This is a genomic window from Microvirga splendida (genome assembly GCF_016427565.1).
GTDB classification, from domain to species: Bacteria; Pseudomonadota; Alphaproteobacteria; order Rhizobiales; family Beijerinckiaceae; genus Microvirga; species Microvirga splendida.
In genome coordinates, this window is record NZ_JAELXT010000003.1 from 18,193 (window position 1) to 44,143 (window position 25,951).

Annotated in this window: 31 protein-coding genes, 1 tRNA gene and 1 pseudogene; 15 read left to right on the forward strand and 18 right to left on the reverse strand. The window is 64.1% G+C overall.

Annotated features, from left to right (window positions below; genetic code table 11):
* Nucleotides 1–10 precede the first annotated feature (10 nt).
* Both JAO75_RS04120 and recR read left to right on the forward strand, forming a co-directional pair.
* On the forward strand, nt 11–331 hold the full coding sequence (locus JAO75_RS04120; protein WP_199046922.1) for a YbaB/EbfC family nucleoid-associated protein: 321 nt from the start codon (nt 11–13) through the stop codon (nt 329–331).
* Between the two features lie 7 nt (nt 332–338).
* On the forward strand, nt 339–944 hold the full coding sequence (gene recR, locus JAO75_RS04125; RefSeq protein WP_199046924.1) for a recombination mediator RecR: 606 nt from the start codon (nt 339–341) through the stop codon (nt 942–944).
* On the opposite strand, the gene JAO75_RS04130 is transcribed toward recR, so the two are convergent.
* Nucleotides 945–2,531: a sensor histidine kinase gene (locus tag JAO75_RS04130; RefSeq protein WP_199046926.1), complete on the reverse strand. Its 1,587-nt coding sequence runs from the start codon at nt 2,529–2,531 to the stop codon at nt 945–947.
* Between the two features lie 152 nt (nt 2,532–2,683).
* Here JAO75_RS04130 and dapD point away from each other — a divergent pair, with 152 nt between their 5' ends.
* The 3 genes from dapD to JAO75_RS04145 all read left to right on the forward strand — a co-directional run bounded on the left by dapD (nt 2,684) and on the right by JAO75_RS04145 (nt 5,391).
* Entirely contained in the window at nt 2,684–3,529 is an 846-nt protein-coding gene (gene dapD, locus JAO75_RS04135) for a 2,3,4,5-tetrahydropyridine-2,6-dicarboxylate N-succinyltransferase (RefSeq protein WP_199046928.1), read from the forward strand.
* Between the two features lie 4 nt (nt 3,530–3,533).
* Nucleotides 3,534–4,697 carry a succinyl-diaminopimelate desuccinylase gene (dapE, locus tag JAO75_RS04140; RefSeq protein ID WP_199046930.1) on the forward strand — a complete coding sequence of 388 codons (1,164 nt, stop codon included), beginning with the start codon at nt 3,534–3,536 and terminating at the stop codon, nt 4,695–4,697.
* A gap of 103 nt (nt 4,698–4,800) precedes the next feature.
* On the forward strand, nt 4,801–5,391 hold the full coding sequence (locus JAO75_RS04145) for a hypothetical protein (protein ID WP_199046932.1): 591 nt from the start codon (nt 4,801–4,803) through the stop codon (nt 5,389–5,391).
* Here the strand turns inward: JAO75_RS04145 and truA are convergent.
* From truA to def, 4 genes are read right to left on the reverse strand one after another with little or no spacing between them, the layout of a single operon-like run.
* Entirely contained in the window at nt 5,383–6,132 is a 750-nt protein-coding gene (truA, locus tag JAO75_RS04150; RefSeq protein WP_199046934.1) for a tRNA pseudouridine(38-40) synthase TruA, read from the reverse strand. The genes JAO75_RS04145 and truA overlap by 9 nt on opposite strands.
* 2 nt (nt 6,133–6,134) lie before the next feature.
* Nucleotides 6,135–6,629: a GNAT family N-acetyltransferase gene (locus tag JAO75_RS04155; protein WP_199046936.1), complete on the reverse strand. Its 495-nt coding sequence runs from the start codon at nt 6,627–6,629 to the stop codon at nt 6,135–6,137.
* Nucleotides 6,630–6,637: 8 nt separating this feature from the next.
* A complete protein-coding gene (gene fmt / locus JAO75_RS04160; protein WP_199046938.1) occupies nt 6,638–7,570 on the reverse strand; it encodes a methionyl-tRNA formyltransferase in 933 nt (310 codons plus the stop codon).
* The gene (gene def, locus JAO75_RS04165) at nt 7,567–8,085 is read right to left on the reverse strand and encodes a peptide deformylase (protein WP_199046940.1); all 519 of its coding nucleotides are present in this window, start codon (nt 8,083–8,085) and stop codon (nt 7,567–7,569) included. Before def ends, fmt begins: the two co-directional genes overlap by 4 nt.
* Before the next feature lie 198 nt (nt 8,086–8,283).
* On the opposite strand from def, the gene JAO75_RS04170 reads away from it, so the two are divergent.
* Both JAO75_RS04170 and JAO75_RS04175 read left to right on the forward strand, forming a co-directional pair.
* The gene (locus JAO75_RS04170) at nt 8,284–9,471 is read left to right on the forward strand and encodes a DNA recombination protein RmuC (protein WP_199046941.1); all 1,188 of its coding nucleotides are present in this window, start codon (nt 8,284–8,286) and stop codon (nt 9,469–9,471) included.
* 104 nt (nt 9,472–9,575) lie between these two features.
* On the forward strand, nt 9,576–10,079 hold the full coding sequence (locus JAO75_RS04175) for a YciE/YciF ferroxidase family protein (protein ID WP_199046942.1): 504 nt from the start codon (nt 9,576–9,578) through the stop codon (nt 10,077–10,079).
* A 60-nt stretch (nt 10,080–10,139) separates the two neighbouring features.
* On the opposite strand, the gene JAO75_RS04180 is transcribed toward JAO75_RS04175, so the two are convergent.
* The 8 genes from JAO75_RS04180 to rpmH all read right to left on the reverse strand — a co-directional run bounded on the left by JAO75_RS04180 (nt 10,140) and on the right by rpmH (nt 17,305).
* Entirely contained in the window at nt 10,140–10,880 is a 741-nt protein-coding gene (locus JAO75_RS04180) for a pyrimidine 5'-nucleotidase (protein ID WP_199046943.1), read from the reverse strand.
* Between the two features lie 192 nt (nt 10,881–11,072).
* On the reverse strand, nt 11,073–11,978 hold the full coding sequence (argB, locus tag JAO75_RS04185) for an acetylglutamate kinase (RefSeq protein ID WP_199046944.1): 906 nt from the start codon (nt 11,976–11,978) through the stop codon (nt 11,073–11,075).
* Between the two features lie 129 nt (nt 11,979–12,107).
* Nucleotides 12,108–12,476 (reverse strand): DUF423 domain-containing protein, encoded by a 369-nt coding sequence (locus JAO75_RS04190; protein WP_199046945.1) that lies wholly within the window; start codon nt 12,474–12,476, stop codon nt 12,108–12,110.
* On the reverse strand, nt 12,473–13,138 hold the full coding sequence (gene yihA / locus JAO75_RS04195; RefSeq protein WP_199046946.1) for a ribosome biogenesis GTP-binding protein YihA/YsxC: 666 nt from the start codon (nt 13,136–13,138) through the stop codon (nt 12,473–12,475). The genes JAO75_RS04190 and yihA overlap by 4 nt, the downstream gene beginning before the upstream one ends.
* A 67-nt stretch (nt 13,139–13,205) precedes the next feature.
* A complete protein-coding gene (locus JAO75_RS04200; RefSeq protein WP_199046948.1) occupies nt 13,206–14,732 on the reverse strand; it encodes a CYTH and CHAD domain-containing protein in 1,527 nt (508 codons plus the stop codon).
* A gap of 133 nt (nt 14,733–14,865) precedes the next feature.
* Nucleotides 14,866–16,725 carry a membrane protein insertase YidC gene (gene yidC / locus JAO75_RS04205; protein ID WP_199046950.1) on the reverse strand — a complete coding sequence of 620 codons (1,860 nt, stop codon included), beginning with the start codon at nt 16,723–16,725 and terminating at the stop codon, nt 14,866–14,868.
* Nucleotides 16,718–17,149, reverse strand: a complete 432-nt coding sequence (gene rnpA, locus JAO75_RS04210; protein ID WP_199046952.1) for a ribonuclease P protein component — start codon at nt 17,147–17,149, stop codon at nt 16,718–16,720. Before rnpA ends, yidC begins: the two co-directional genes overlap by 8 nt.
* 21 nt (nt 17,150–17,170) lie before the next feature.
* Entirely contained in the window at nt 17,171–17,305 is a 135-nt protein-coding gene (gene rpmH, locus JAO75_RS04215; protein ID WP_027314822.1) for a 50S ribosomal protein L34, read from the reverse strand.
* Nucleotides 17,306–17,574: 269 nt separating this feature from the next.
* On the opposite strand from rpmH, the gene JAO75_RS04220 reads away from it, so the two are divergent.
* From JAO75_RS04220 to JAO75_RS04240, 5 genes are all read left to right on the forward strand, one after another.
* Nucleotides 17,575–18,369: a VTT domain-containing protein gene (locus JAO75_RS04220; protein ID WP_199046954.1), complete on the forward strand. Its 795-nt coding sequence runs from the start codon at nt 17,575–17,577 to the stop codon at nt 18,367–18,369.
* Nucleotides 18,369–19,823, forward strand: a complete 1,455-nt coding sequence (locus JAO75_RS04225) for a dihydrolipoyl dehydrogenase family protein (RefSeq protein ID WP_199046956.1) — start codon at nt 18,369–18,371, stop codon at nt 19,821–19,823. The genes JAO75_RS04220 and JAO75_RS04225 overlap by 1 nt, the downstream gene beginning before the upstream one ends.
* Before the next feature lie 8 nt (nt 19,824–19,831).
* Nucleotides 19,832–21,268, forward strand: a complete 1,437-nt coding sequence (locus JAO75_RS04230; RefSeq protein WP_199046959.1) for a sensor histidine kinase — start codon at nt 19,832–19,834, stop codon at nt 21,266–21,268.
* Between the two features lie 105 nt (nt 21,269–21,373).
* Nucleotides 21,374–21,450, forward strand: a tRNA-Arg gene (locus JAO75_RS04235).
* 290 nt (nt 21,451–21,740) lie between these two features.
* On the forward strand, nt 21,741–22,046 hold the full coding sequence (locus JAO75_RS04240; RefSeq protein WP_199046961.1) for a YidH family protein: 306 nt from the start codon (nt 21,741–21,743) through the stop codon (nt 22,044–22,046).
* 59 nt (nt 22,047–22,105) lie between these two features.
* Here the strand turns inward: JAO75_RS04240 and JAO75_RS04245 are convergent, their stop codons facing one another.
* Entirely contained in the window at nt 22,106–22,273 is a 168-nt protein-coding gene (locus tag JAO75_RS04245) for a hypothetical protein (protein WP_199046963.1), read from the reverse strand.
* 143 nt (nt 22,274–22,416) lie between these two features.
* On the opposite strand from JAO75_RS04245, the gene JAO75_RS04250 reads away from it, so the two are divergent.
* On the forward strand, nt 22,417–22,683 hold the full coding sequence (locus tag JAO75_RS04250; protein ID WP_199046965.1) for a GlsB/YeaQ/YmgE family stress response membrane protein: 267 nt from the start codon (nt 22,417–22,419) through the stop codon (nt 22,681–22,683).
* Nucleotides 22,684–22,744: 61 nt separating this feature from the next.
* Here JAO75_RS04250 and JAO75_RS04255 read toward each other — a convergent pair whose 3' ends face one another.
* Nucleotides 22,745–22,996, reverse strand: a complete 252-nt coding sequence (locus JAO75_RS04255; protein ID WP_199047365.1) for a YgaP-like transmembrane domain — start codon at nt 22,994–22,996, stop codon at nt 22,745–22,747.
* A gap of 148 nt (nt 22,997–23,144) precedes the next feature.
* Between JAO75_RS04255 and JAO75_RS04260 the strand changes: the two genes are divergently transcribed.
* On the forward strand, nt 23,145–23,639 hold the full coding sequence (locus JAO75_RS04260; RefSeq protein WP_199046967.1) for a YciE/YciF ferroxidase family protein: 495 nt from the start codon (nt 23,145–23,147) through the stop codon (nt 23,637–23,639).
* A 73-nt stretch (nt 23,640–23,712) separates the two neighbouring features.
* On the opposite strand, the gene JAO75_RS04265 is transcribed toward JAO75_RS04260, so the two are convergent.
* From JAO75_RS04265 to JAO75_RS04275, 3 genes and pseudogenes are all read right to left on the reverse strand, one after another.
* Entirely contained in the window at nt 23,713–23,910 is a 198-nt protein-coding gene (locus JAO75_RS04265) for a hypothetical protein (RefSeq protein WP_199046969.1), read from the reverse strand.
* A 37-nt stretch (nt 23,911–23,947) separates the two neighbouring features.
* Nucleotides 23,948–24,588 (reverse strand): annotated as a pseudogene (locus JAO75_RS25455) (acyl-homoserine-lactone synthase).
* 87 nt (nt 24,589–24,675) lie between these two features.
* Nucleotides 24,676–25,419 carry a helix-turn-helix transcriptional regulator gene (locus JAO75_RS04275; RefSeq protein ID WP_199046971.1) on the reverse strand — a complete coding sequence of 248 codons (744 nt, stop codon included), beginning with the start codon at nt 25,417–25,419 and terminating at the stop codon, nt 24,676–24,678.
* Between the two features lie 98 nt (nt 25,420–25,517).
* Between JAO75_RS04275 and JAO75_RS04280 the strand changes: the two genes are divergently transcribed.
* Nucleotides 25,518–25,910: a helix-turn-helix domain-containing protein gene (locus JAO75_RS04280; protein ID WP_199047366.1), complete on the forward strand. Its 393-nt coding sequence runs from the start codon at nt 25,518–25,520 to the stop codon at nt 25,908–25,910.
* The last annotated feature ends 41 nt before the right edge of the window (nt 25,911–25,951 follow it).

Sequence of the window (25,951 nt, forward strand, 5' to 3'; positions counted from 1 at the left end):
GGATACGGTCATGAAGGACCTCATGGGACTGATGAAGCAGGCTCAGGCGATGCAGCAGAAGCTGCAGGACGCCCAGGCCGAGCTCGATACGCTGGAAGTCGACGGCACCGCCGGCGGCGGCGTCGTGACCGTGAAGGTGACCGGCAAGGGCAGTCTCAAGTCGATCAACATCGATCCTTCGCTCATGAATCCGGACGAGAAGGAGATCCTCGAGGATCTCATCGTCGCCGCTATGAACGATGCCAGGTCCAAGGCCGAGCGCGCCGCCCAGGAGCGCATGGAGAGCATCACTAAGGGCCTGCCGCTGCCTCCGGGCATGAAGCTGTTTTGAGACATCCATGGCCCAGCACGTTGCCGGTCCCGAGATCGAGCGCCTGATCCAGCTGCTCGCCCGCCTGCCGGGCCTGGGGCCACGCTCGGCGCGGCGCGCGGCGCTGCATCTCATCAAGAAGCGCGAGACGCTGCTCAATCCGCTGAGCGATGCCATGCGCATCGCCAACGAGCGCATCGTCGTGTGCTCGTCCTGCGGCAATGTGGATACGTCGGATCCCTGCACCATCTGCCGTGATGCCAAGCGCGATCTCTCCATCCTCGTCGTGGTGGAGGATGTGTCCGATCTCTGGGCGCTCGAGCGCTCTGGCGCCGTCAATGCCAAGTACCATGTGCTGGGCGGCGTGCTCTCGCCGCTGGACGGCGTGCGCCCCGAGCATCTGAACCTGGAGCGTCTCGTTGCCCGCGCTTCCGAGCCCGGCGTCTCCGAGGTGATCCTGGCGCTCAGTGCAACGGTCGATGGACAGACCACGGCCCACTACATCACCGAACTGCTCGCGCATCTGCCGGTGAAGGTGACGAAACTCGCCCATGGCGTGCCGGTCGGCGGTGAGCTCGACTATCTCGACGAGGGCACGCTCTCGGCAGCGATCCGCCAGCGCACCTCGTTCTGATCACGCCGGAATGTCGAGCCGGAACACCGTGCCACCATCGGCCGTGAGGCTGAACTGGCCGCCGAGCTGCTGGGTGAAGGAGCGGATGAGCTTCATGCCGAGCGATGAATCGCTCTCCGGCGCGCCGGTGACGCCTTTGCCGGTATCGCGCACGACGATCTCGATCCGGCCGTCGATCCGCCGCGCCGAAACGAGAATGCGGCCGCTCTCTCCCGGGCCGAAGGCGTGCTTGAATGCATTGGAGATCGCTTCTGTCACGGCGAGCGCCAGGGGAGCGCCGCGGTCGAGGTCGATCATGATCGGCTCGGCATCGAGGTCGACGCTGATCCCGCGTGCGTCCGCCCCATAGGTGGCGGACAACTCGGGAATGAGCCGCCTGAGATAGTCCTGGAGATCGATCGTTCCACCCGTGTCCCTTCGGTAGAGGATGTCGTGGATCAACCCGATGGAGCGCAGGCGATCCTGCGTTTCCTGAAAGGCCGATTTCACGCTCTGGTCCGGGAAGCGGCGGGCCTGCATCTGCAGCAGGCTTGATGTGACCTGCAGGTTGTTCTTCACCCGATGGTGGATCTCCTGCAGCAGCACGACTTTGTCGGAAAGCGCCTTGCCGAGGTTCTCGTTCGCCAGCTGCAATTCCTTCTGCGTGGCTTCGGTCTGGTGGCTGAGCCGCACTCCGATCCAGGTGAGCCAGCACAGCGCGACCAGCACGATGGCTGTGATCCCGGCGCTCCAGTAGAAGCCGGTCGTCCAGGCGGCGAGTGCCGTGGCCACCGGCACGCTGGCCGTAACGATGACGGGCCAGCGCTCCAGCCTGCGGAAGGAGATGATGCGCTCGACGCCGTCCCCCATATCGGCGGCGCGATAGGTCCCGCTGCGCTGCCCCTCCATCTCGTTGAACAGCGCCGTATGTCCAACTCCGGATTCGGTCTGGGTCGGCGTAAGTCCCGTGCGGGCAATGACGCGTCCGTCCCGGCCCCAGAGACCAAGAATGACGTTGTCGTCCTCGATGTCAGGCCTCGAGATCTCCTGCAGGAAGGCCGGACGCAGGGCGATCTGCGCCACGCCATCGAAGTCGCCGTTCAGGTCGGGGATGCGGCGGGAATAGGTGTAGATGACCTCCCGGGTGATCCGCCCGACGATGGCGCTCCCGACAACGGCCTCCGCACCGGCCTGGTGCGCCTTGAACCAGGGGCGATCGGCAAAGTTCACCGCATTGCCCGGCTGCGGCATCGACAGGCCGACCGGGTTGCCGTCCTCGTCGATGATCAGAAGCAGGTCGCTGGCAGAGGATTTCTGCGCCAGTCCGGCGAGGTATTGGTTGGCGTCGCTCGTTTCGCTCAGGGCGCCGACTCCGCCTCTCAGGCGAACATAAGTGATGATGTCGTTGAGGAGCAGGTCGCTCGTCTCGAGCGTCCGCCTGGCGTATTCCTCCATGAGGAGAGCGAGATCGTAGGTAGCAGCCTCGGCGCGATTCAAGGCGCTGCGGTACTCGAGCCACAGGAACGCTCCCCGGATCCCGATCACGGCGACCGCGAACAGGATTGCCGTCGCATAGAGAACGCTGCGCATATCGCGGACAGGAATCATGCGGCGGGAACTCAGGTCCGGGGCTGCGGGCGGAACAGGTGCACACAGGACCCTATGCCAGCGCGTCACCCGGTGTCCACAGATAGATCAGGTGACAGGCCCGAGCGCCGTTGCTAATCAGGCTGCAACGAAACCCTTGCTCCGAGCTGCTCATGTCCACCACCGACCTCGCCCAAACGATCGATGCCGCCTGGGAGGACCGGGCCAATGTGAACGCCTCCACGAAAGGGGCCGTGCGCGACGCCGTGGAAGAAGCCCTGCGCCTTCTCGATGACGGCAAAGCCCGGGTGGCCGAGAAGACGGCCGGTGGCGAGTGGCAGGTGCATCAGTGGCTGAAGAAGGCCGTGCTGCTGTCCTTCCGTCTCAACGACATGGAGGTCATCGGCGGTGGGCCGGGCGAGGCGACCTGGTGGGACAAGGTGCCGTCCAAGTTCGCCGGCTGGGGTGAGAACCGATTCCGCGCCGCGGGCTTCCGCGCCGTGCCGAACTGCACCGTGCGCCGCGGCGCCTATATCGCCCCCGGCGTGGTGCTGATGCCCTCCTTCGTCAATCTCGGCGCCTACGTGGACGAGAACACGATGGTCGACACCTGGGCGACGGTGGGCTCCTGCGCCCAGATCGGCAAGAACGTGCACCTCTCCGGCGGCGTCGGCATCGGCGGCGTGCTGGAGCCGCTCCAGGCCAATCCCACCATCATCGAGGACAACTGCTTCATCGGCGCCCGTTCCGAGGTGGTGGAAGGCGTGGTCGTGGGCGAGGGCTCCGTGCTTTCCATGGGCGTGTTCCTCTCCGCCTCGACGAAGATCATCGACCGCAACACCGGCGAGGTCTTCGTCGGCCGGGTGCCGCCCTACTCGGTGGTCGTGCCCGGTTCGCTGCCCGGCAAGCCGCTGCCGGACGGCTCCCCCGGTCCGTCCCTCTACTGCGCCGTCATCGTGAAGCGCGTCGATGCGCAGACACGGGCGAAGACCGGCATCAACGAGCTGCTGCGCGACTGATCCGATGGAACCCTCACCGCTGTTCCTCGCCCAATCCCTCCTGCGCTGCCCCTCCGTGACGCCGGAGGAGGGCGGGGCGCTCGCCTTCATCGAGGGCGTGCTCAAGGATGCCGGGTTCGAGGTTCATCGCCCGGTCTTCTCCGAGCCCGGCACGCCGGACGTGGAAAATCTCTATGCCCGCTACGGTTCGGGCGAGCCGTACCTGCTCTTCGCCGGCCACACCGATGTGGTGCCGCCGGGGGATGCGAGCCGTTGGACGCATGATCCGTTCAGCGGTGAGATCCATGGCGGCGAGCTCTACGGGCGCGGCGCGGTCGACATGAAGGGCGGCATCGCCTGCATGATGGCGTCGGCGCTGGACTTCATCCGGAGCAATCCTGCGTTCAACGGCTCCATCGGCTTTCTCATCACGGGCGACGAGGAGGGGCCAGCCGTCAACGGCACGGTCAAGCTCCTGGAATGGGCGAAGGCTCGCGGCGAGCGCTTCAACCACTGCATCCTGGGCGAGCCCACCAACCCGAACCAGCTCGGCGACATGATCAAGATCGGCCGGCGCGGCTCGCTCACCGGCCGGATCGTGGTTGAGGGCAAGCAGGGTCACGTGGCTTATCCGCACCTGGCGGAGAACCCGATCCCCGGCATGCTGCGCCTGCTCTCCGGGCTGACGAGCGAACCGCTCGACCGCGGCACCGAGCATTTCGACGCCTCGAACCTGGAGGTGACCACGGTCGATGTGGGGAATCCTGCCTCCAACGTCATCGCGGCCGAGGCACGGGCGACCTTCAACATCCGCTTCAACGATCTCTGGACGCCCCAGAGCCTGGAAGAGGAGATCGAGCGCCGCCTGCGCGAGGCCGCCGGCAACACGGTGCGCTACCGTCTCACGATGGAGCCGACCAACGCGGTCGCCTTCCTGACCCCGCCGAACGAATTCGTGGGCTTCATCGCCGGTGCCATCGAGGCCGAGACCGGCTGCAAGCCGAAGCTGTCCACCACCGGCGGCACGTCGGACGCTCGCTTCATTGTGAAGGACTGCCCGGTGGTGGAGTTCGGCCTCGTGGGACAGACCATGCACCAGGTCGACGAGCGGGTTCCGGTGGCCGATCTGGATCGGCTGACAGGGATTTACCGCAAGGTGCTCGACGCCTACTTCGCCGCCGCTCCCTGAAGGCCGAAGCCTGACTATTTAGACTAAAGTCGGAATGTCAGCGGAACGTTTTGGGACGTCCGTCCATTTTCGTGAGCAACCGTCTTCAAGGATGAGGCTGCTCATGATCGTCACGGCGGATGAGGTCAATCGCTCGTTCAGGGGAACGCTCGACCTGCTCAACAGCAGGGTCGAGGGCCTGAAGTCCTTCGACATGAGCGAGCGAGGCTTCTGGCGCTCCTTCATGGCGCTCTGGCTCACCCTTCCGGCCTACATTGTGTCCCTGGCCTTCGAGCGCCTGCGCCTCGGCCTGCTCCAGCCCGACCGGTCGCTGCTGGGCAATCTCTGGGTCGATCTCGTCGTGGCGCTCGGCCACGTGGCGGGTTTCCTCGCCCTGCCGCTTGCCATGATCTGGATCGCCCGCTGGTTCCGGCTCGAGAAGGCCTATGTGCCCTTCGTGATCGTCACGAACTGGATCTCCGTCATCGGCATGCTGGTGCTCTCTGTGCCGGCCATGCTCATGCTGGTGGGCTGGGCGCCCCCGGGGCTCGCCAGCCTTTTCAGCCTAGCCTTCGCGGTCATCATCGTCCGGATGCAGTGGTTCGCCACCAAATCCACGCTGGGGCTTTCAAGCATGCCGGCGCTGGGCATCGTCATCCTTGGCATCGTGCTCAATTCCTTCATCGGAATCGCCATGCGGGGCCTTCTAGGATAGCTCCGGATAATCCACGCCGATCAGGTAGAGGCCTGTCGGCGGCGCCATGGGCCCGCAGCGCCTGCGGTCGCGTGCCTCCAAAGCCTCCCGCACATCCTCCACCGACCAGCGTCCGGCACCGGCGCGCTCCAGGGTCCCCGTCATCGAGCGCACCTGATGGTGCAGGAACGAGCGGGCGGAGGCGTAGATGCGGATCTCGTCGCCGATCCGCTCCACGTCCAGCCGGTCGAGGGTGCGGACCGGGCTGTTGGCCTGGCATTCGGCTGCCCGAAAGGTGGTGAAGTCGTGCCGGCCGATCAGCGTCTGCGCGGCCTCGTGCATGATGTCCGCATCGAGCTGCCAGGCCACGTGCCAGACCCGGTTTGCTTCCAGCGTCGGCGGCGCTCGCCTGTTGAGGATGCGATAGACGTAATGGCGCTTCACGGCGGACAGGCGGGCGTTGAAGGTCTCGGGCACGATCTGCGCCGAGATGATCGTCACCGGAGCGGGTCTCACGTGGGAGTTGGTGGCATCGCGCACGGTATCCGGCCGCCACTCCTTCTCCAGGTCCACATGTACGACCTGATGGGTGGCGTGAACGCCCGAATCGGTGCGGCCGGCGCAGTGAATGCGCACGGGCGTGCCGGTGAAGTGCGCAATCGCATCCTCGACCGCCTGCTGCACCGAGAGGCCGTTCGTCTGATGCTGCCACCCGGTGAATGGCGTGCCGTCGTATTCTACGACAAGCTTGTAGCGAGGCATGTCTAGTTCAGTTCTGCAAAGGCCCTGGCGTAGGATACAGGGCCGTGGGCGCCTTTCCCGAGGTCGGAAAGCGCAAGGGCCTGGAGATAGGGTCCGTCATAGGGCGTTTTCAGCTTTTCCGCCAGCTTCGGATCGAAGCCGAAGCGGCCGTAATAGTGTGGCTCTCCCAGAACGACGACCAGATCGTAGCCGTCGCCCTTGAGCCGCTCCAGGCTGTGCTGGACCAGGGCCGCCGCGATCCCCTGCTTCTGAAAGGCGGGAGCGACCGCAAGTGGCGCCAGCACGCAGGCCTTTATCGCAGAGGTCTCGTGCAGAATCAGATGGGAATAGGCGATGTGCCCGGCCGGTTCTCCGTTGTAGGCGGTGAGAGAGAGGATCAGGTCCCCATCGCTGTCCATGTTTCGGACGAGGTCCGCTTCCGCCGATTGTCCAAAGGCCGCAACATAGATCGCATAGATCTCCTGCCAGTCGGCGGATTCCTTCAGACGGATCGTCATAGGCGGCCTCACCCGAAGCGGGCGCCCGGACCAATCCTCACGCCGCGCAGGAATTCCTCGAAAGCGACAGGCCCCTTGCCGGCTCTTTGAACCTGGATGAGACGGACAGCCCCGTCGCCGCAGGATATTATACCATTATTGTCCAGCATTGTCCCAGGGGAACCTGAGCCTTTTCCCAAAGCGGCGCGCAGCACCTTCACCCGCTCCTGCCCCTTGCCGAAATCGGCCGTGAAGTAGGCTCCAGGGAAGGGCGAGAGCCCGCGGATGTGGTCGTGCACCGCCTGGGCCGGCCGCGACCAGTCGATCAGGGCGTCCTCGTTCTTGAGCTTGTGGGCGTAGGTGACGCCCTCCTCAGGCTGCGGCGTGAAGCCCAGGCCCCCCCGGGAGAGGGCGGCGAGCGCCCGCACCATGAGGTCGGCGCCGAGCACCATCAGCCTGTCGTGAAGCTCGCCCGCGTTCATGTCGGGCTCGATTGCCACCCGCTCAGCCATGGCGACAGGCCCGGTATCGAGACCCTCCTCCATCTTCATGACGGCAACGCCGGTTTCCCGGTCGCCCGCCATGATGGCCCGCTGGATCGGGGCCGCGCCGCGCCAGCGGGGGAGCAGGGATGCGTGAAGGTTGAGGCAGCCGAGCTCCGGCGCCTCCAGGATCGCCTTCGGCAGCAGCATGCCATAGGCCACCACCACCGCCACATCGGCATCATGGCTGCGGAAGATCTCGGCGGCCTCCTCCGTGCGCAGGGTCTTCGGCGTCAGCACCGGCAGGCCGAACCGGTCGGCCATCTTGTGCACCGGAGAGGGCTTCAGCTCCATGCCGCGGCCGGCGGCGGCCGGCGGGCGGGTATAGACCGCCACCACATCGTGGCCCTGGCCGACGATCTCGGACAGGGTGGGCACGGCGAAATCGGGCGTGCCCATGAAGACGACGCGCAGGCTCATGCGCCGGCCTCGCGCTTGGCCGCCTTCTTGAACTTGGTCACCACCCGGTCCCGCTTGAGCTTCGACAGGTAATCGATGAACAGGACCCCGTTGAGGTGATCGATCTCGTGCTGGACACAGGTTGCCAGCAGCCCGTCCGCATCCTGCTCTATGGTCGCTCCTTCAAGGTTCATGTAGCGGAAGCGCACCCGGTCCGGGCGCTCGACCTCCTCGTAATATTCGGGGATCGAGAGGCAGCCCTCCTCATAGACCCGCTTCTCCTCCGAGGCCCATAGGATCTCGGGATTGATGAGCACCATCGGCTGGCGCTCATCCTCGGTTTTCGACACGTCCATGGTCACCATGCGGACCGGAATGCCGATCTGGATGGCGGCAAGGCCGACGCCGGGGGCGTCGTACATGGTTTCCAGCATGTCGTCCGCCAACCGGCGGATCTCGCTCGTGATTTCCTGTACGGGCTCGGAAACCAGGCGGAGCTTGGAATCGGGAATGATGACAAGGGGTCTGATGGTCATGATCGCGGGAGATAAGTGCTTGAGCGAGGATGGTCAAATCGTTCGTCTTAAGGATCAGCACCAAAAGTGGACCCACTTTCGGGGCTGATCCGATTCTTATCATTCATGAGTGCATCGTTTTCGCGGAAAAGTGGATTCCACTTTTCTGCACGAGGCACTTGTGTTCGGATGCATCCGTCAACCGGAACCTTGACCTTTATGAACGATGTCGTCCTGATCCTCGGCCAAACCTCCCTGACCTGGGGGCAGGCTGTCATGGGGATGGCCGGTCTCAGCCTTCTTCTGCTTCTCCTCGTCACCGTGCTGCTCCTGCGGACCCGTCGGGAGCGTGCCCTGGAGGCCGCCGTGGCTGCCGAGCGGGCGCGGGAGATGGACGACAGGGTTGCGGAACTCACCCGGATCCAGTCGGAGATGACCGGCCGGATGCGGACCATGGCCGAGGTGTTCGGCTCCCGCCAGAGCGACTTCGTGCGCATGATCTCGGAGCGGATCGACGGGCTCCAGCACCGGGTCGGCCAGGGGCTGGAATCCTCCACGCGCCACCAGTCCGAAAACCTGTCCAAGCTGAACGAGCGCCTCGCCGTCATCGACGCGGCGCAGCAGAACCTGACGAACCTCACCGGCGAGATTGTGGGCTTGAAGGATATCCTGTCCAACAAGCAGACCCGCGGCGCCTACGGGCAGGGGCGGATGGAGGCGATCATCCGGGATGGCCTGCCGCCCAGCGCCTTCGAGTTCCAGGCTACCCTGTCGAACCGCACGAGGCCCGACTGCCTCGTGCGCCTGCCGGGCGACGGGCGCGGGCTCGTGATCGACGCCAAGTTCCCCCTGGAGGGCTTCACCCTCTTCCGGGAGGCCAAGGGGGACGAGGCGCGCAGCCGGGCGGCCGCGAAGGTGCGCAACGACATGCTGGTCCATGTGAAGGACATTGCGGAGAAATACCTCATTGCCGGCGAGACCCAGGACATCGCCATGCTGTTCGTGCCGGCGGAGTCGATCTATGCGGACCTCGCCGAGCATTTCGACGACGTGGTGCAGAAGGCCCACCGGGCCCGCATCGTCATCGTCTCGCCCTCCCTCCTGACGTTGGCCATCCAGGTCATGCAGGCGCTCGTGCGCGATGCGCGCATCCGGGAGGAGGCGCGGGTGATCCAGGTCGAGGTGCAGAAGCTCCTGGAGGACGTGGAGCGGCTCGACTCCCGCGTGGCGAAGCTCGACGCGCATTTCCGCCAGGCACAGGACGACGTGTCCCAGATCAGGATATCGGCCGACAAGATCGTGAAGCGCGGCGAGAGGATCGAAGCCCTCGAGTTCGACGAAAGCGAGGCGGAGGCCCGGGCCGAGCTCCTGCGCCTTCAGGGCCGCAATCTCCGAGCCGTCGATTAGGAACCACCTTTTCTCCGCGACGTTCTCCCCAAGCTGCACGATGCGCCAAGCGAATGATGGCGCTCGCATGCAGGCACAGCTCAGAACTCGGGAAGGATTGCGCTATGGGCCTTTTGTCGAAGGACATCAAGTCGTTGGACGACCTCTTCATCCACACCCTGCAGGACATCTACTACGCCGAGCAGCAGATCACGAAGGCGCTGCCGCAGATGATCGAAAAGGCGAGCGACCCGCAGCTCAAGCAGGCGTTCCAGACCCATCTCGGTGAGACCCAGCAGCAGATCCAGATGGTCGAGCAGGTCTTCCGCATGCATGGCCACGACCCCAAGGGCGTGACCTGCCCGGCGATCGACGGCATCATCGACGAGGCGCAGGATATTGCCGGCGAGATCGCCGATCCGCAGGTTCTCGACGCCGCTCTGCTCGCCGCCGCTCAGGCTGTGGAGCACTATGAGATCACCCGCTACGGCACTCTCGTGGCTTGGGCCAAGCAGCTCGGCCGCGAGGACTGCGCCGGCGTCCTGCACCAGATCCTGGATCAGGAAAAAGCGACCGACCAGAAGCTCAACCGGATCGCCGAGAGCAAGATCAACACGAAGGCTGCGTAAGCTTTTCGCGTGACTTCGAACGGGAATGGCCTCCGAAAGGAGGCCATTTTTGTTAGGAAGCTATGACTTGGACTTCGCCGGCAATGCGTAAGCGCGCAGGAAATCCGCCAGGTCGTTGGTGATGTAGTCGATGTCCGGCGTCTTGACGGCTTCCTGCTCGAAGCTCTCCCGGAACGGGTCGAGGGTCTTGGGCACGATCAGGGTCGTGGTCATGCCGAGCTCGTGCGGCACGGTCAGGTTCTTGGCGATGTCCTCGAACATGGCCGAGCGGGACGGCTCCACTCCATGGCGCTCCAGGAATATCTCATAGGCGCGCCGGTCGGGCTTGGGTACGAAATTGGAGGCGGCGATGTCGAACACGTCCTCGAAATGGTCGAGGATGCCGATCTTCCTCGCCACGTTCTCGGCATGCTTGCGGGAGCCGTTGGTGAGGATGAGCTTGCGGCCGGGCAGCCGCTCGATCGCCTCGCCCAGGCTGTGGTTCAGCTCGATGTCCGTGTGGTCGATGTCGTGCGCGAAGTCGAGGAAGTCGTGCGGATCGATCTCGTACTCGTCGATCAGTGCCTTCAGGGTCGTGCCGTATTTGTGATAAAAATACTTCTGCAGCGCCTGCGCCGACAACCCGTCGAGGCCGAACAGCTCTGTGATGTAGAGGGTGATCCGCTGGTCGATCTGCGGCCAGACCCGCGAGGTGTGCGGATAAAGCGTGTTGTCCAGGTCGAACACCCACGTCTCCACATGCGAGAAGGGGCGGGACTCGGCCGAGGACAGATGGCTCTCGATGGCTGGCTTGGCGTTCATGGATTCCAAAGACGACAATGGGGCCGTGCGGCCCCACTGCTGTAAATATAGGCGTTCTCTGCCGCTTCGGAAAGGGTGGGCTCAGCATCGGACCCAAAAGTGGAACCCACTTTTGGGACCAATCCGATGCCCAATCTAGAGAGTGCGCATCGTGTGGATCGGAAAACCGAATCCACTTTTCCGCACGATGCGCTATCCGCGGCGGATCAGGGTGCCGGCGCCGTGGTCGGTGAACAGCTCCAGCAGCACCGCATGGGGCACCTTGCCGTCGAGGATGACAACCGCCTCCACGCCCTTCTCCAGGGCATAGATGCAGGTCTCGATCTTCGGGATCATGCCGTCCGTGATGGTGCCGTCGGCGATCAGGCGGCGGCAATCCTCGATGGTCATCTCGGGGATGAGGTTCTTGTTCTTGTCGAGAACGCCCGGAACGTCGGTGAGCAGGAGGAGGCGCTTGGCCGTCAGGGCACCGGCGATGGCGCCCGCGAAGGTGTCGGCATTGACGTTGTAGGTTTGGCCGTCCTGGCCGGTCGCGACCGGAGCGAGAACCGGAATCAGCTCGGCCTGGAGCACCTGGTCCAGGACCTCCCGGTTCACATGCTCGGGCTCGCCGACGAAGCCCAAGTCCACCACCTTCTCGATGTTGGAATCGGGGTCGATCGCCGTGCGGGTCACCTTGCGGGCCATGACCATGTTGCCGTCCTTGCCGGACAGGCCCACGGCCTTGCCGCCCTCGGCGCCGATCCAGCCGACGATCTGCTTGTTGATGGAGCCGGCAAGCACCATCTCGACCACCTCGACGGTGGCCGCATCCGTGACGCGAAGCCCGCCCTTGAACTCGGACTTGATGCCGAGCTTCTCAAGCATTTTCCCGATCTGAGGGCCGCCGCCATGGACGACCACGGGCTTGATGCCCGACTGCTCGAGGAGAACCACGTCCTCGGCGAAGTCCTCGGCGGCCGCCCGGTCGCCCATGGCATGGCCGCCATACTTGATCACCACCACCTGCTGGTCGTAGCGCTGCATGTGCGGCAGGGCCTGCACAAGCACCTCGGCCTGCACGTGGACGTCGGGAAGGGGCGTGGACGGATCGGACATGGACGGCTCCGGCGCGGTCATCGGGATCGAACGGCCTGCCTTCTAGAGCATCGGACCCAAAAGTGGAATGCACTTTTGGGATCAATCCGATGCTCCCTCCCTCAGACGGCGCTGCTGCAAACAGAGACTTCAGGCTCTCACACGGAGAAGGGCGGAGATGCCCACCAGCAACCACCCGATCATGAGAAGGATGCCCCCCGTAGGCGCGGCCCTTGGAAACAGCGCCACCCCCGAAAAGGCGCGGCGGGAAAGGTCGCCGCAGAACAGGACGAGGCCGAGCACCAGCACATAGCCGGCGATCTGCCCCATTGTCGGGCTCAAGGCGCCTGCTGCGACGAGGGCCACGAGGGCGAGCAGGGCAGGGGCGTGGAAGAGCAGGAACTGCGCCGCCGTCGTAAGATTGCCGCCCGTGATATGGGCCGCGGCGGCGGAGAGCCCTACGCCCAGGAGACCGGACAGGGAGGCCAGGACGATCAGGATCCTCAGCCCAAGGCTCATCCGGCGCCCCGCTCGCTCAGGAGCTTGGCGATCCCGGCGCGCAGATCGGGAATTCCGAAGCCCGTGCGGCTCGAGGTCGGCAGAATCTCAGGGTAAGCGGCGGCGCGCTTCTCGATCTTCGAAAGCGTATCGGCCATGCACTTGTCGAGCTCACCTGGCTTCAACTCATCCGCCTTGGTCAGCACGACCTGATAGGAGACGGCCGCCGTGCCGAGGGTCTCCAGCACCGCCTCGTCCACGGGCTTGATGCCGTGGCGGGCGTCGATCAGCACATAGACGCGGGCAAGGCTCGCCCGGCCGCGCAGGTAGTCGTGGATCAGCTGCGTCCAGGCCTGCACCTTCTGCTTCTCGACGGCGGCGAAGCCGTAGCCGGGCATGTCGACGAGGTGGAAGCGGTCGTTGATATTGAAGAAATTGAGCTGCTGGGTGCGGCCCGGCGTATGAGAGGTGCGGGCCAGGGTGTTACGGCCGGTGAGCGCATTCACCAGGCTCGACTTGCCCACATTGGAGCGCCCGGCAAAGGCGATCTCCACCTTGCTCATGGGCGGCAGGTTCTTCAGGGAGTTGGCGGCCCAGATGAAGTCCGCCTCGCCGGCAAAGAGCTTGCGGCCGATCTCGAGGAAGGGATCGATGTCCTGGTTCGGGGGAGTTGTCTCGGTCATGGGGCTCTTATCGGCGCTCGGAACGCTTTCTTCAAGGCACCTTTCCGATTTCCCGACGCTCGCGGGCTCACAGCCAGAACGGGTCGGCCTTGGCGAAGGCCGCGAGGGCGGCCTCGCTCCTGTCGAGAAGCTTTGCTCGCTGCCGCTCCAGGCGTTTGGGCGGAACCGCCGGCAGGTACAGGGCAAAGGAGCCGCCGACCGCAAGGTCGTTCAGGTCTCCCAGATTTTCCTGAAGCTCCTCCAGAAGAGAGGAAAATGCCTTGCGGCGCTTCTGCGCCTTGCCGGACTTGAACAGAGACGCGAAGAATTCGGTGCCGTAGCGCAGCTTCTTGATGCGGATCCGCAGTTCGTGGCGCTCCTCGTCGTCGACGTCCCGCAGGTGCTTTGCGAGCTTGCGGATGCGCTTGAAGCGGCGTGACAACTCGGCTTTCGCGAAATCCCGGGCAGAGTGCCGCCGGGCGGATTTCCGCCCGTTCTCGCCGGCAGCTCTCCAGGCTCCGTCCTCGATCCAGGCGGCCGTCTGCAGGATCACATCCATGAAGCGGCGGGATTCGAGGGTCTCGATCAGGTCCCTGTAGGCTTCCGTCCGGCGCCGCTCGATCTCCTCCATCTGCGACGGGTCCGGCGCGGCGTCCTCCAGGGAGCGCAGCCGTTCGATGAACACATCCAGATCCCTGGCCGCGCCCAGGGCCTGCCCGGCCCAGCGGAGATTGTCCCGGATTTCGGCGCTCTCAGAATCGGTCAGCAGCTGGGCTCTGAACAGGGAGATGGCCGCCCTCAGGCGCCGCAGGCCCACGCGCATCTGGTGCAGGGCGGCGGGTTCCTGGGTGAGCCGCACCAGGGATTCGTTCTGCACCATCTGGGCAAGGCAGGATCGGGCGATGACCTGGAACGCCTCGGCGCAGGTCGCATCCTTCGACAGCTTGATCTTCTCGGACCTGAAGGGACTAAGGGGTCCCCCGTCGAGAAGGCGGTAGCCGCGCTCCGATTTGGCCAGTGTCGAGAGGCGCAGGGGCGCGGCCTCGCTCAAGCGGCGGGCAAAGGCGAAGAGGGCGCCTGCGTCGCCCTGCCGAAGCTCCAGCTCGACCTCAGAAAAAGCCGTCGCCTTGTCGCCGCCTGTCGCCTTGGCCCGATCGAAGGCCATTTCGATCACGGCGCCGTCGAATTTGGCCTCGAAGGCCTTCCTGTCCGTCTCGACCCTGAAGGCCGGCTGGATTCTCGCCCGCAGAGCCTTGTCCGCGACGAGCTTCTCGAGAGGGGTGCCGGTCGCGGCGGACAGGTCGAGCTCGCCATCCACCGGGGTCTCCCACTCGCCGCGATCCATGGCGATGCCCTTGTGCGGGCCTTCGGCCTTGATGGTCTGGACGGCCTTGCCCTTCTTGCGACGGATGCGCAGGCTGATGCCCTCGCGATGCAGGGCATAGTCGTCCGTGTCGAAATAGACTGCATGGAGCTGGCCGCTCTGCTTGGGCAGCGGCCGCGCCTTGGCGAGGGCGGGATGCGCAAGCAGGTCCTCGGCCATGCCCGACGCGAGTTCCAGCTTCAGCTCGATCTCACGAGGCTCGTCCTGCTTCGGCTTTTGCTTGGCGCTCATTGTCCGTCACCGCATTTCATCGAGCACTGATATAGATGCGGCGCGCCTGGAAGAAATGACGGCGCCTGCGCCATCCTCAAAAGAAAATCCCCGGGACAGGCCCGGGGATGATCGCATTTCAGTCTGGCGCCGTTCAGCCCTTGGCGGGGCTGGCCTTGCGGCTGAAGGTCTTGCGCAGGTTGTCCCATAACTCGATCTTCACGCCGTTCTTGCGCATGATGAACGCCTGCTGGGTCACTGAGAGAAGGTTGTTCCAGGCCCAGTAGATCACGAGACCGGCCGGGAAGGAGCCCAGCATGAAGGTGAAGATCACCGGCATCCAGGCGAAAACCTGCTTCTGGACCGGATCCGGCGGTTCCGGGTTCATCTTCATCTGCAGCCACATGGTAATGCCCATGAGGATCGGCCACACGCCGAGCATGAGGAACGGACCCAGCACCGGCACCGCGCCCGGATTGTAGGGCAGCAGGCCGAACAGGTTGAAGATGGACGTCGGATCGGGTGCCGCGAGGTCGCGGATCCAGCCGAAGAACGGCGCGTGGCGCATTTCGATGGTGACGAAGAGCACCTTGTAGAGCGCGAAGAATACCGGGATCTGGATCAGCACCGGCCAGCAGCCTGCGACCGGATTGATCTTCTCCTTCCGGTAGAGCTCCATCAGCGCCTGCTGCTGCTTCATCTTGTCGTCGGCGAAGCGCTCGCGGATCGAGACCATCTCCGGCTGCACCGCCTTCATCTTCGCCATGGAGGCGTAGGACTTGCTGGCGAGCGGGAAGAACAGGATCTTCAGCAGCACCGTGACGAGCAGGATCGCAATGCCGAAATTGCCGAACAGGTGGAAGAAGAAGTCGAGCACCTTAAAGAGCGGCTTGGTGATGAAGTAGAACCAGCCCCAATCGATCAGGAGGTCGAAGTTCCTGATGTTGAGCGCCTCATGATAGGCGTCGACGGTCGCGACTTCCTTGGCGCCCGCGAACAGGCGCTGCGTCACTTCCGTGGTGGCGCCGGGCTGGAGCGTCTGTGCCGCGCCGAGCATGTTGGCCTGATAGATCTGGCCCGTCGGGCCCTGGCGCATGGTGAAGGAGCCCTGATAGGGCTGGGTCTGATCCGGGATCACCGCGGCGGCCCAGTACTTGTCGGTGATGCCGACGAAACCGCCGTTCACGCCCTCCCACACCTCGCCGACGGTATTCTGGCCGGCGGGAACCGGGTCTTCCTTGGCGATGGCGTCGTAGGTGTATTCCTGCAGGCCCTTGTCGCCCAGGACGCCGATCAGGCCCTCGTGGAGCACGTAATAGCCGAGCGTCGTCGGCTTGCCGTGGCGGGAGACGAGGCCGTAGGGGTGCAGAGTCGCCGGCGCGGTGCCGCGGTTCTCAACGGCATTCTTCACCGTGAACATGGACTTCCCGTCCACGGAAATCGTGCGCCGGAAGACGAGGCCCTGGCCGTTGTCCCAGGTGAGCGTCACCGGAGTCGAGGGAGTCAGGGTCGTGCTGTCGGCGGTCCACACCGTCTCGGCGGTCGGCACGGGGCCGTTCCCGGTCCCAACCCAGCCGAAGTCGGCGTAATAGGGGCTCTGGGTGCCAGCGGGCGACAGCAGAACGATGTTGGGGCTGCGCGGGTCGACGGTCTCGCGGTAGTTCCTGAGCGCCACGTCGTCGATGCGGCCGCCGCGCAGGTTGATCGAGCCGGCAATGGTGGGCGTGTCGATGGCCACACGCGGCGAGCGGGCCAGCGCCGCCTCGCGGGTCTCGACCGTGGGAGCCACCGGGGTAGCCGGCACCGTTCCCGGCACGGTGGGAGCAGCGCCCCCGGCCTGGCTCGGACTGGCCGGCGGGTTCGGCGCATTGGGATTGACCTGCGTGGATTGCTGCTGCTGGGAGGCCAGGCGCTGCCTTTCGGCCTCCGGGGCCGCAAAGAAGTACTGCCACCCTAGCAGGACCGCCATCGACAGCACGATGGCGACGATGAGGTTTTTGTTGTCATCACGCATGGGAATGTCCGCGACGCTCGCCGTTGGAGGGAGGTGAGGAGGAAGTGCGCTCTGCGGGAGGGGCGCTTTTCGGCTTGGTGACCGCCCGCAATGCGCGCCGAAGATCGTCGATGAGCACGTCGAACTCGGCGGAGAGGATGTCTCGCCGTCCGATGATGACGACGTCCGCATCGATGGTTGCGTAGTCCTGGCCTGCCGTCGGGATGGCGGCCCGGAGCCGGCGCTTGATGCGGTTGCGCTCGGTGGCGTGCCCGACCCGCTTCGTGACCGTGAGGCCGAAGCGCAGGCCGAGGCCGGTGCCTTCGCGCAATCGGGCCTGGACCGTCATCCGCTCGGTATGAAAGCGGCGGCCGGAGGCCGCCGCGACGAAGTCAGGTCTTTTCGTCAGACGCCCGAGGCTTGACGCGGCGCGAGGCTCGCGCATCGGGCTGTCCTTAGCGGCTGCTTACGCCGACAGGCGCTTGCGGCCATGGGCGCGGCGAGCGGCGATGACCTTGCGGCCGCCCTTGGTCGCCATGCGCGCACGGAAGCCGTGGCGGCGCTTGCGAACCAGCTTGCTCGGTTGATACGTCCTCTTCACGGCACTTCTCCGGTCGAATGGGGGCAGCGGTGCTCGAAGGCTCGCGCCCGTCTGGGTGTGATGGGGTTTCCCCCGAAACTGTCTCGAAAAAACGATCAGCGCCCCAAGAAGAGCGCTGTCAGCTTGCGGGCTTATGAAGGAACGGAGGGCCAAAGTCAACGCCGCTCTGGCCTTCGTGCGGCAATCCGGCCCCTCCTCACCAAGCTGTGACGGGCGCTTAGGCTTGACCTTACCGCGCCCTACATACCACACCGGTTTCAGGAGGACACGTGGCCGCAATACATCCGAAGCCGGAGAGCCCGCAGCAGGCAGGCCGATTCTGGCGCTTCGCGCCTCTGGCGCTCGTCCTGGCGGCGATCGGAGCCGTCTTCGCAACGGGCGTCCACCGCTCTTTCACGTTCGACACCTTCGTGCGCTATCAAGCCTGGCTGCAGGATCTCGTGGACGCCCATGGCCCGGCCATGCTCGGGCTGTACGGTCTGATCTATGTGGCGGCTGTGACCCTCTCGCTGCCGGCATCCGCCTTCCTGACCGCCATCGGGGGCTATCTCTTCGGCTGGCCTCTCGGGGGGGTCACGGCAAATCTCGCCGCGACGCTCGGGGCGACCAATATCTTCCTCATTGCCCGGTCCTCCCTGGGGCGCCCTCTGCTCGAACGGGCGGGCGCCCGCATCCAGGGCCTTGCGGCCGGGTTCAGGAAGCAATCCTTCCTCTACCTTCTGTCCCTGCGGCTGATCCCGGTGGTGCCGTTCTGGTTGACGAACCTGGCGGCTGCCTTCTTCGGCATGCGCCTGAGGCCCTATGTCCTGGCAACCCAGCTCGGCATGCTGCCGGCCTCGTTCGCCTTCGCCCTGGCCGGATCGGGGCTCGACGAGATCATCGCGAAGCATCACCGGCAGCGGGCCGAGTGCCTGGCCCTGGGGCGGGGCGATTGCCCCATTGATTTCAATGCCAGCAGCCTGTTGACCCCCGAGCTTATGACTGCTCTCGCTCTGCTCGGAATTCTGGCGCTGATCCCGATTGCGCTCAAGCAGTGGCGCCGTCGCGAAGCGAGCAGGAGCTGATGGTGAGTCGGGCAGACCAAGAGGGCAGGCCTCTCCTGCAGCCCGACCTGTGCGTCATCGGCGCCGGGTCCGCCGGCCTGTCGGTCGCCGCCATCGCGGCTTCCTTCGGCGTCTCGGTCGTGCTCATCGAGAAGAACAGGATGGGCGGCGACTGCCTGAATGTGGGCTGCGTTCCGTCGAAGGCGCTGATTGCCGCGGCGCTTCATGTTCGCAGCATGCGCGAAGCCGGAGATTTCGGCATCGGGGCAGGGGAGGCGGTCGTGGACTTCGCCAGGATCCATGCGCATGTAAAGGGCACCATTGCGGCCATTGCCCCGGTCGACTCGGTGGCGCGCTACCGGGCCATGGGCGTGCGGGTGATCGAGGGCGAGGCTCGCTTCACCGATGCTCATACCGTTGTGGCCGCAGGCCAGGCGATCCGGGCCCGCCGCTTCGTCATCGCGGCGGGCTCCCGCCCGGCGGTCCCGCCGATTCCCGGGCTCGATCAGGTCCCGTATCTGACCAACGAGACCGTTTTCGACCTGGTGGATAGACCTGGACATCTCGTGGTCATCGGCGGCGGAGCCGTGGGAGTCGAGATGGCCCAGGCCTACCGCCTCCTGGGCGTGCAGGTGACGCTTCTGGAGGCCGGCGAGCGGCTCCTGGCCCAGGAAGATCCCGAGATGGCGCATGTCGTCGATCGGGCCCTGCGCTCGGACGGCGTTGCCGTCCGGACCGGAGCCTCCATCGACCGGGTCGACCCGGCGGAAGCGGGCGTCGCAGTTGTCCTTCGTGGCGGAGAAAGAATCGAGGGGAGCCATCTGCTCGTGGCAACGGGCCGAAAGCCGGTTGTGGACGGGATGGGCCTGGAGGCTGCGGGAATCGAAACCGATCCATCCGGCATCCGGGTCGACCACGGGCTCAGGGCCTCCAACCGGCGCGTCTATGCCATCGGCGATTGCGCCGGCGGGGCGGGCGCGGGCGCCCGGTTCACCCATGTGGCGAATCACCATGCGGGCCTGGTGATCCGGAACGCCCTGTTCCGGCTTCCCGTCCGCGTCGGGAAAGCTCCCATCCCCCACGTGACCTACACGGCGCCGGAGCTGGCCTCCGTCGGGCTGACGGAGGCGCAGGCTCGGGAACGGCATGGAGCCATCCGCATCCTGCGCTGGGCTTTTGCCGACAACGACAGGGCTCGCACGGAGAGACAGACCGAGGGGCACGTGAAAGCCGTCGTCACCCCGCGCGGCAGGATCCTGGGCTGCTCCATCGCCGGCGCGCATGCGGGCGAGCTGATCATGCCGTGGGTTCTGGCCATGAGCCGCGGCTTAAAGGTTTCCGATCTGGCCGGGTTGATCTATGCCTACCCTACTTTCTCAGAGGCGACGAAGAGTGCGGCGGTGGAATTTCTCAGGCCTTCGGCTCAGAATCCCTGGGTGCGGCGGCTGGTGTCCCTGATGCGCCGCTTGGGGTGAAACCGGACATGACAGGTGGGCAGACCTCCCTTGCAGGGCGCATCATGAGCCAGTTCGGGCTCTCCGCGCGCCTGCTTCTGCTCACGGTGCTGTTCGTGATGATCGCTGAGGTGCTCATCTACGTGCCCTCCGTGGCCAATTTCCGCCTGACATGGCTGAACGACCGCCTCGCCGCGGCGCAGATTGCCGCCATGGTGCTCGATGCGGCACCCGAGGAAAGCCTTCCGGAGGATCTTGAGGTTCGCCTCCTTCAGGGGGTCGGCGCCCGGGCCATCGCCTTGCGGGGTGGGGGGCGCAGGAGCATTCTGGCGGCAGGCGACGTCCCCACGGAGGTGAGCAAGACCGTCGATCTGCGGGACGCCCGGTGGACCACCATGGTTCAGGATGCCTTCGATGTCCTGCTCAACCCGGCCGACAAGCCGATCCGGGTGATCGGGTCCGGCATGGGCGTCGACTTCGTCGAAATGATTCTCGACCAGCGGCCCCTGCGCCACGCCATGATCGAATTCTCGCGCAACATCCTGTTCCTGTCCCTGTTCATCTCCATCATCACGGCGGGTCTCGTTTATCTCACCCTGCAATGGGTGATCGTGCGGCCGGTGCGGCGCCTCACCGGCAACATCGCGGAGTTCTCCAGCAATCCCGAGGATGCCTCCCGGGTGATCAGGCCGACGCATCGCGTCGACGAGATCGGCCTTGCCGAGCAGGCCCTGGCCCGGATGGAGACAACCCTGGCCGACGAGCTGCGCCAGAAGCGGCGGCTTGCCCAGCTCGGTCTCGCCGTCAGCAAGATCAATCACGAGCTGCGCAACATGCTCACGACCGCTCAGCTCCTGACGGACCGCCTGGACCGCGTCAGCGACGACTCCGTGCAGCGGATCGCCCCCAGGCTGGTCAACACCCTCGACCGGGCGATTTCCTTCTGCGAGACGACCCTGGCCTATGGACGGGCGACCGAGCCCTTGCCGCAGCGGCGGCTAATCCCCCTGGCGCCGCTGATCGACGAGTTGTCGAACCTGACAGATCTGGCCCCCGAGGTCGGGATCGCCTTCGAGGCACAGGTTCCTGCGGATCTGATGATCGACGCGGATCCGGACCAGCTCTCCCGTGTCCTCGTGAACGTGGTCCGCAACGCGGTCCAGGCGCTCAGCCAGACCGGCTCGCCGGAAGGCATGCCGTGCATCCATGTCTCCGCCCGCCGGGAAGACGGCACGGTCGTCATCCTGATCAAGGACAACGGACCCGGCATCCCCGAGCGGGCCAAGGCCAATCTGTTCGCGCCGTTCCAGGGTTCGGCCCAGAAGGGCGGCACGGGCCTGGGGCTGCCGATCGCGGCCGAACTCGTCCAGCTCCACGGCGGAACCATCGTCCTCGACGAGGGAGAGGGGAAGACCTGCTTCAAGATCACGATCCCCGACCGGCTTTCAAGCGCGGAAGCCAGCTGACCTTTCCGGCAAAACTTGCGCACAAGAGGCTTGCCAACCGGGTCAGATCCCTTTATGTCACCGGCCTCGGCCAACGTTGCTTCCCGCAACGAATGAGCCGGTCAGGCGCCCGTAGCTCAGCTGGATAGAGCACCAGACTACGAATCTGGGGGTCAGAGGTTCGAATCCTTTCGGGCGCGCCATTTCCTTCAAGCACTTAGCTTCCGCAGGTTCAAAGCCTGCTTCCCAGAAATGCAAATCGGGAAGCCTATGGAAGCAAGGCAACAAAACCGATCCTCCCGGCCCCTTTCAAGATCCTAGCGCCCTGCCATGTGCCGCTCAGCGAAGGCCTAGGCGTGGGATACCTGCCGCTGCACCTGCGTTAAGCCCAGACGGTCTGCAGGAAAGGATAGCTCTCTTGGATTATAAACCTGCTGGGGCGAATGGAAACTCGGGTGCAGCGAACCGGGTCGATCTAGCTAATGATCGAACGATGCTTGCCGCCGAGCGCACCCTCTCGGCATGGTGGCGCACGGCCATGGCGGCGCTTGCCGTTGCGGTTGGCTTCGCTCGTCTCTTCGGAGATGTGCAACCGCAATGGCTCATCCGAGGCGGCGCCACCCTTCCGATCCTTCTGGCGCTCATCATCATCGGCTTCGCCTTCCGGCGCTACCGGCAGACATCCAAGAACATCAACAACCAGGACGTTCGCTCGATTTCCGCTCCGGCACTCGCACTGGGAACGGGTATTCTGGCTCTTGCTGCGGTTGTTGCAGGCATCGTGACATGGCTGCTTTGAGACGCCATGCCTCCTCTGGAGCAGCCGCCCTGAACGATGATTTTTTCGGGTTCCGCAGCTTACACTTCCGCCGCTGGAGTGATGCCGAGTTCGTCGAGCTTGGCTCGAACCTCCGTGATTGACCGCTTCAGCTTCAGGCTGATCACCGAGACCGGGATTCCCTCCCGGGCCAGACTCAGAAGGGTTTGGACGGATTCGTAGCTCCAGGAACCGCCGGAAGAATTCATGCTCGAGACCTCCCATCGATGAACGGCAAGCGTCATCTTTAAGTGCGGCGGGATCATGAAAAGGCAATCGGTACGGTGCTCCGCCGCAACCTTAGCCGAAGATGTGCGTTCCCAGTGGAGGCAACACTGACAGGGACTCTCTCATGAGCATCATCTGGACCATCATCATCGGCTTCGTGGCCGGTCTGATCGCGAAATGGATCATGCCGGGCCGGAACGAGCCGTCAGGCTTCATCATGACGACGATTCTCGGCATTGTCGGCGCTTTCGTCGCCACCTATCTCGGACAGGCTCTGGGCTGGTACCGGGCGGATGAGGGGGCCGGTTTCATCGGCGCCATCGTAGGCGCCATCGTCGTGCTCTTCATCTATGGCCTGATCGCCGGGCGCCGTTCGACCTCGTCGTACTGATCGCGCCGGAACCGACTTCAGACGTTAAGGGGCCACAGCGGACGCTGTGGCCCCTCTCGTTTCAGTTGTAATGCGCGAGGCGGCCGCTTTCCGAAGAGCCCGTCAGGGCCGCCTTGACCGGGCATTGGCCCACATAGCCGCGCCAGGCCAGATAGGACCCGCCCGCCAGCGCCAGGATGTTCAGGAGCGGATTGGGGCGGGGCTTGGCGGCTGCGGCCGCAAAGCCGAGGCCGGCCAGCATATAGACGCTGCGCTCCGTCGTGCTGAGATTGGGGTCGCCGTTCATCAGCGATCCGGCCTTGGCGGATATCATGTTCGACACGTCGTTTCTCCTTGATTGGCTTGGGGCCGAACGCGACCCGAAGCGGTGTTGTTCCCCTGTGAAAAAGAGTCCGGAAGAGGGCCGGAACCTCCAACCTTGGCCTCCGTTGAGTCCACGCTTCAACCAAGGAGTTGTCACCATGCCAGCCAAGGAAAAGACCTTAGAAGACCTGTTCCTTCATACCCTGAAGGATATTTTCTACGCCGAGAAGCAGATCCTGAAGGCACTCCCGAAGATGGCGAAGAATGCCGAGTCGGAGGAACTGCGAGAGGCGTTCGAAACCCACCGCGAAGAAACGCAAGGCCAGATCGAGCGCTTGGAGAAGGTCTTCGAGATGCTCGGCAAGCCCGCTCGCGGCGTGCAGTGCGAGGCCATCAACGGCATCATCGAGGAAGGCAAGGAAGTCATGGAAGACTTCGCCGAGAGCGAGGCTCTCGATGCCGGCATTCTGGCCGCCGCCCAGGCGGTGGAGCACTACGAGATCACCCGCTACGGCTCCCTGAAGACCTGGGCCGAGGAACTGGGCATGCGCGATGCCGCCAAGCTCCTGGACCAGAACCTTCAGGAAGAGAAGAAGACCGACCAGCTTCTGACCAAGCTTGCCGAGGCGCGCGTCAACACCAAGGCCGCCTGACGTTTCATCTCATATCGAAAACCCCGCGCCCGGGAGCGTGGGGTTTTCTTATGAGCCTCTGGAGGCGGGAGGCTCAGTGGCGATTGGCCGGGCAGGGCGTGACGGCCGTATCCAGGGTGAGCCGCATGGAGCCCGACGGGGTGATTTCGAGTGCGGCTTCCATGGCGGCCGGATCTTCGACCAGATGCATGAAGGCGAGGAGCCTCAGCCGCACGATCGGCGGCAGCTGTGAGAGGCAGGCCGCCAGCGTCTGGGTGGCTCCTTCAGCCATCTCTTCCTGAACGAAGGCGGTTACAGGAGGGATCCCGTCAGGCAGCGACATGGGGAGCCCGATCCAGAAGAAGGGAGATATGTGCCTGACGCACGAGGCTGGAGCCGCGTAGGCCGGCAAGGCTGCGAACGCGATCCAAGCTTTCCTCTGAAATCTTGATCGAAACAGCGATGCAGGGCTGTCCTTCAATCATCGTGGGCAACCCTAGGGGACGAACCTGGAAGCCAACCTGCTGCCAACGGGGCAGCCACCACATTTCGACAACTGCGGTGAGCTCCGTCACGCCTTCCTCAAGGCAGAATTGTTGAATAGCAGCAAGAAGTCGGCAATCCGTACGCCCCATTCTCCTCTCCTTGACCACGAAGTAGCGGGTCCATTCATAAATGTCGTGCGCTCTTGGGAGGCCTCGCTGGGCCATGTGGCCGAAGACTTCGCTCAACATATGGGGCAAAGAGTAGGATACAGACGTTGGCCTCCAACGACCCGATCCTGGTCTATGGCGAGCAGATAAACCGCGTTTTGGTTATCGTAAGCATCGATGTCCCGTCCGTCAGGTTGGTGTAGGTCGCGCCATTTTCGCTCATTGACGAAGACCTCATGCCTGAGGTGGAAGTATTCTTCTAATTTGTTCTTGTAGAAACCCTGATTATCGGCGGTGATAACATGGATCTGTGTCATCGTGCGCTGCTCCCCCAACCTTCATCAATACAGGGGTTTTCGCGCATCCGGACGCGGAGGGGTATTGTAGGAAGTTACAGGTAAACATCATAACCCTATCAGTCTGTACTGAAGGGCCCGCGCTACGGCTTGTGTTTTGTTGACCGCATCGAGCTTCTGACAGGCACTGGCGATGTGAGCCGTTACCGTACGTTCCGTAATGCCCAGAATATCCCCTGTATCGGCCGCGGATTTCCCTGCCGCTGCCCACATGAGAGTCTCGCGCTCCCGAGGTGTGAGGAGGCCTGAACTCCTGTATGGGCTAGGATCAAGCAATTGTCGGGCGCGCTCGAAGGCATACATGGCCATCAGGTGCAGGGCCGGCTTTGTTCGGGGGGAGAGGTCCAGATCCATGCCGCTCATGGAGAAACAGGCCTCGTACCCGTTAATCCCATGGATCGGCAGGCAGAAGCCCTTGCTCATCCGAAAATCCGTCGCACGATCCATGACCTCGGCAGCCTTTGGCTCCGTGTCCCGATTGTAGGGAGCTTCAGACCATTCGAAAGGTTGAGCTGTTGTCCTGCAGAGCCGGATGATTGGATCCGACCTCACGTAATCTTCTTTAGCATAGATGTCGTACCAGCCCTTGGGCCATTTCTTCAGCAAGACGACATGTTCGAATCTTTCTTTGGGGTTGGGGAGGCCTGTGATGATGAAGTTTTCGAACCCGAAGAGCATGAATGATTTCGCCACTGCATCCACAACATCCTCCGGCGTGGCCAATTGATCCAATCCATCTATGAAATCAAAGGCTTCCGTTGCGTAGTCGAAGTTGCGACCGCTCACTAGCATCTCCCAGTCGAATTGCGACTAAAAGGTGAAATTGATAAATATGCTACCAAAAGTTTGGAAAACGGCATAGACCGTCTAAGCTGAGCTAAAAGCAGGAGCTGCGTTTGCAGAAGAAGTCGCCCAACCACATCGACAGGCACATCGGCAGCCGGGTGCGGGCCCGGCGGACCATGCTCGGCATGAGCCAGGAACGGCTTGCGGACGCCTTGGGACTCACCTTTCAGCAGGTTCAGAAATACGAAAAGGGCGTGAACCGCATCGGGGCCAGCCGCCTGCTCCAGATCGCCGGCATTCTCGACGTGGGCATCGAATTCTTCTTCGAGGGCCTTCCAGGCCTTCGGACGGGCGGGTTCGCCGGCGACAGCCTCATGGCCGAGTTCCTGACCCGGTCGGAGAGCGACCGGCTGGTGCGGGGTTTCCTGCGCCTGAAGGACGACGAGGCGCGCAGAAAGGTCGCCGACCTCGTGGATTGGCTCGCCTCCGTCGGCTAGGCACACGGTCCGGCGGGCCCTGAAATCCCGGTTTCGAGGAG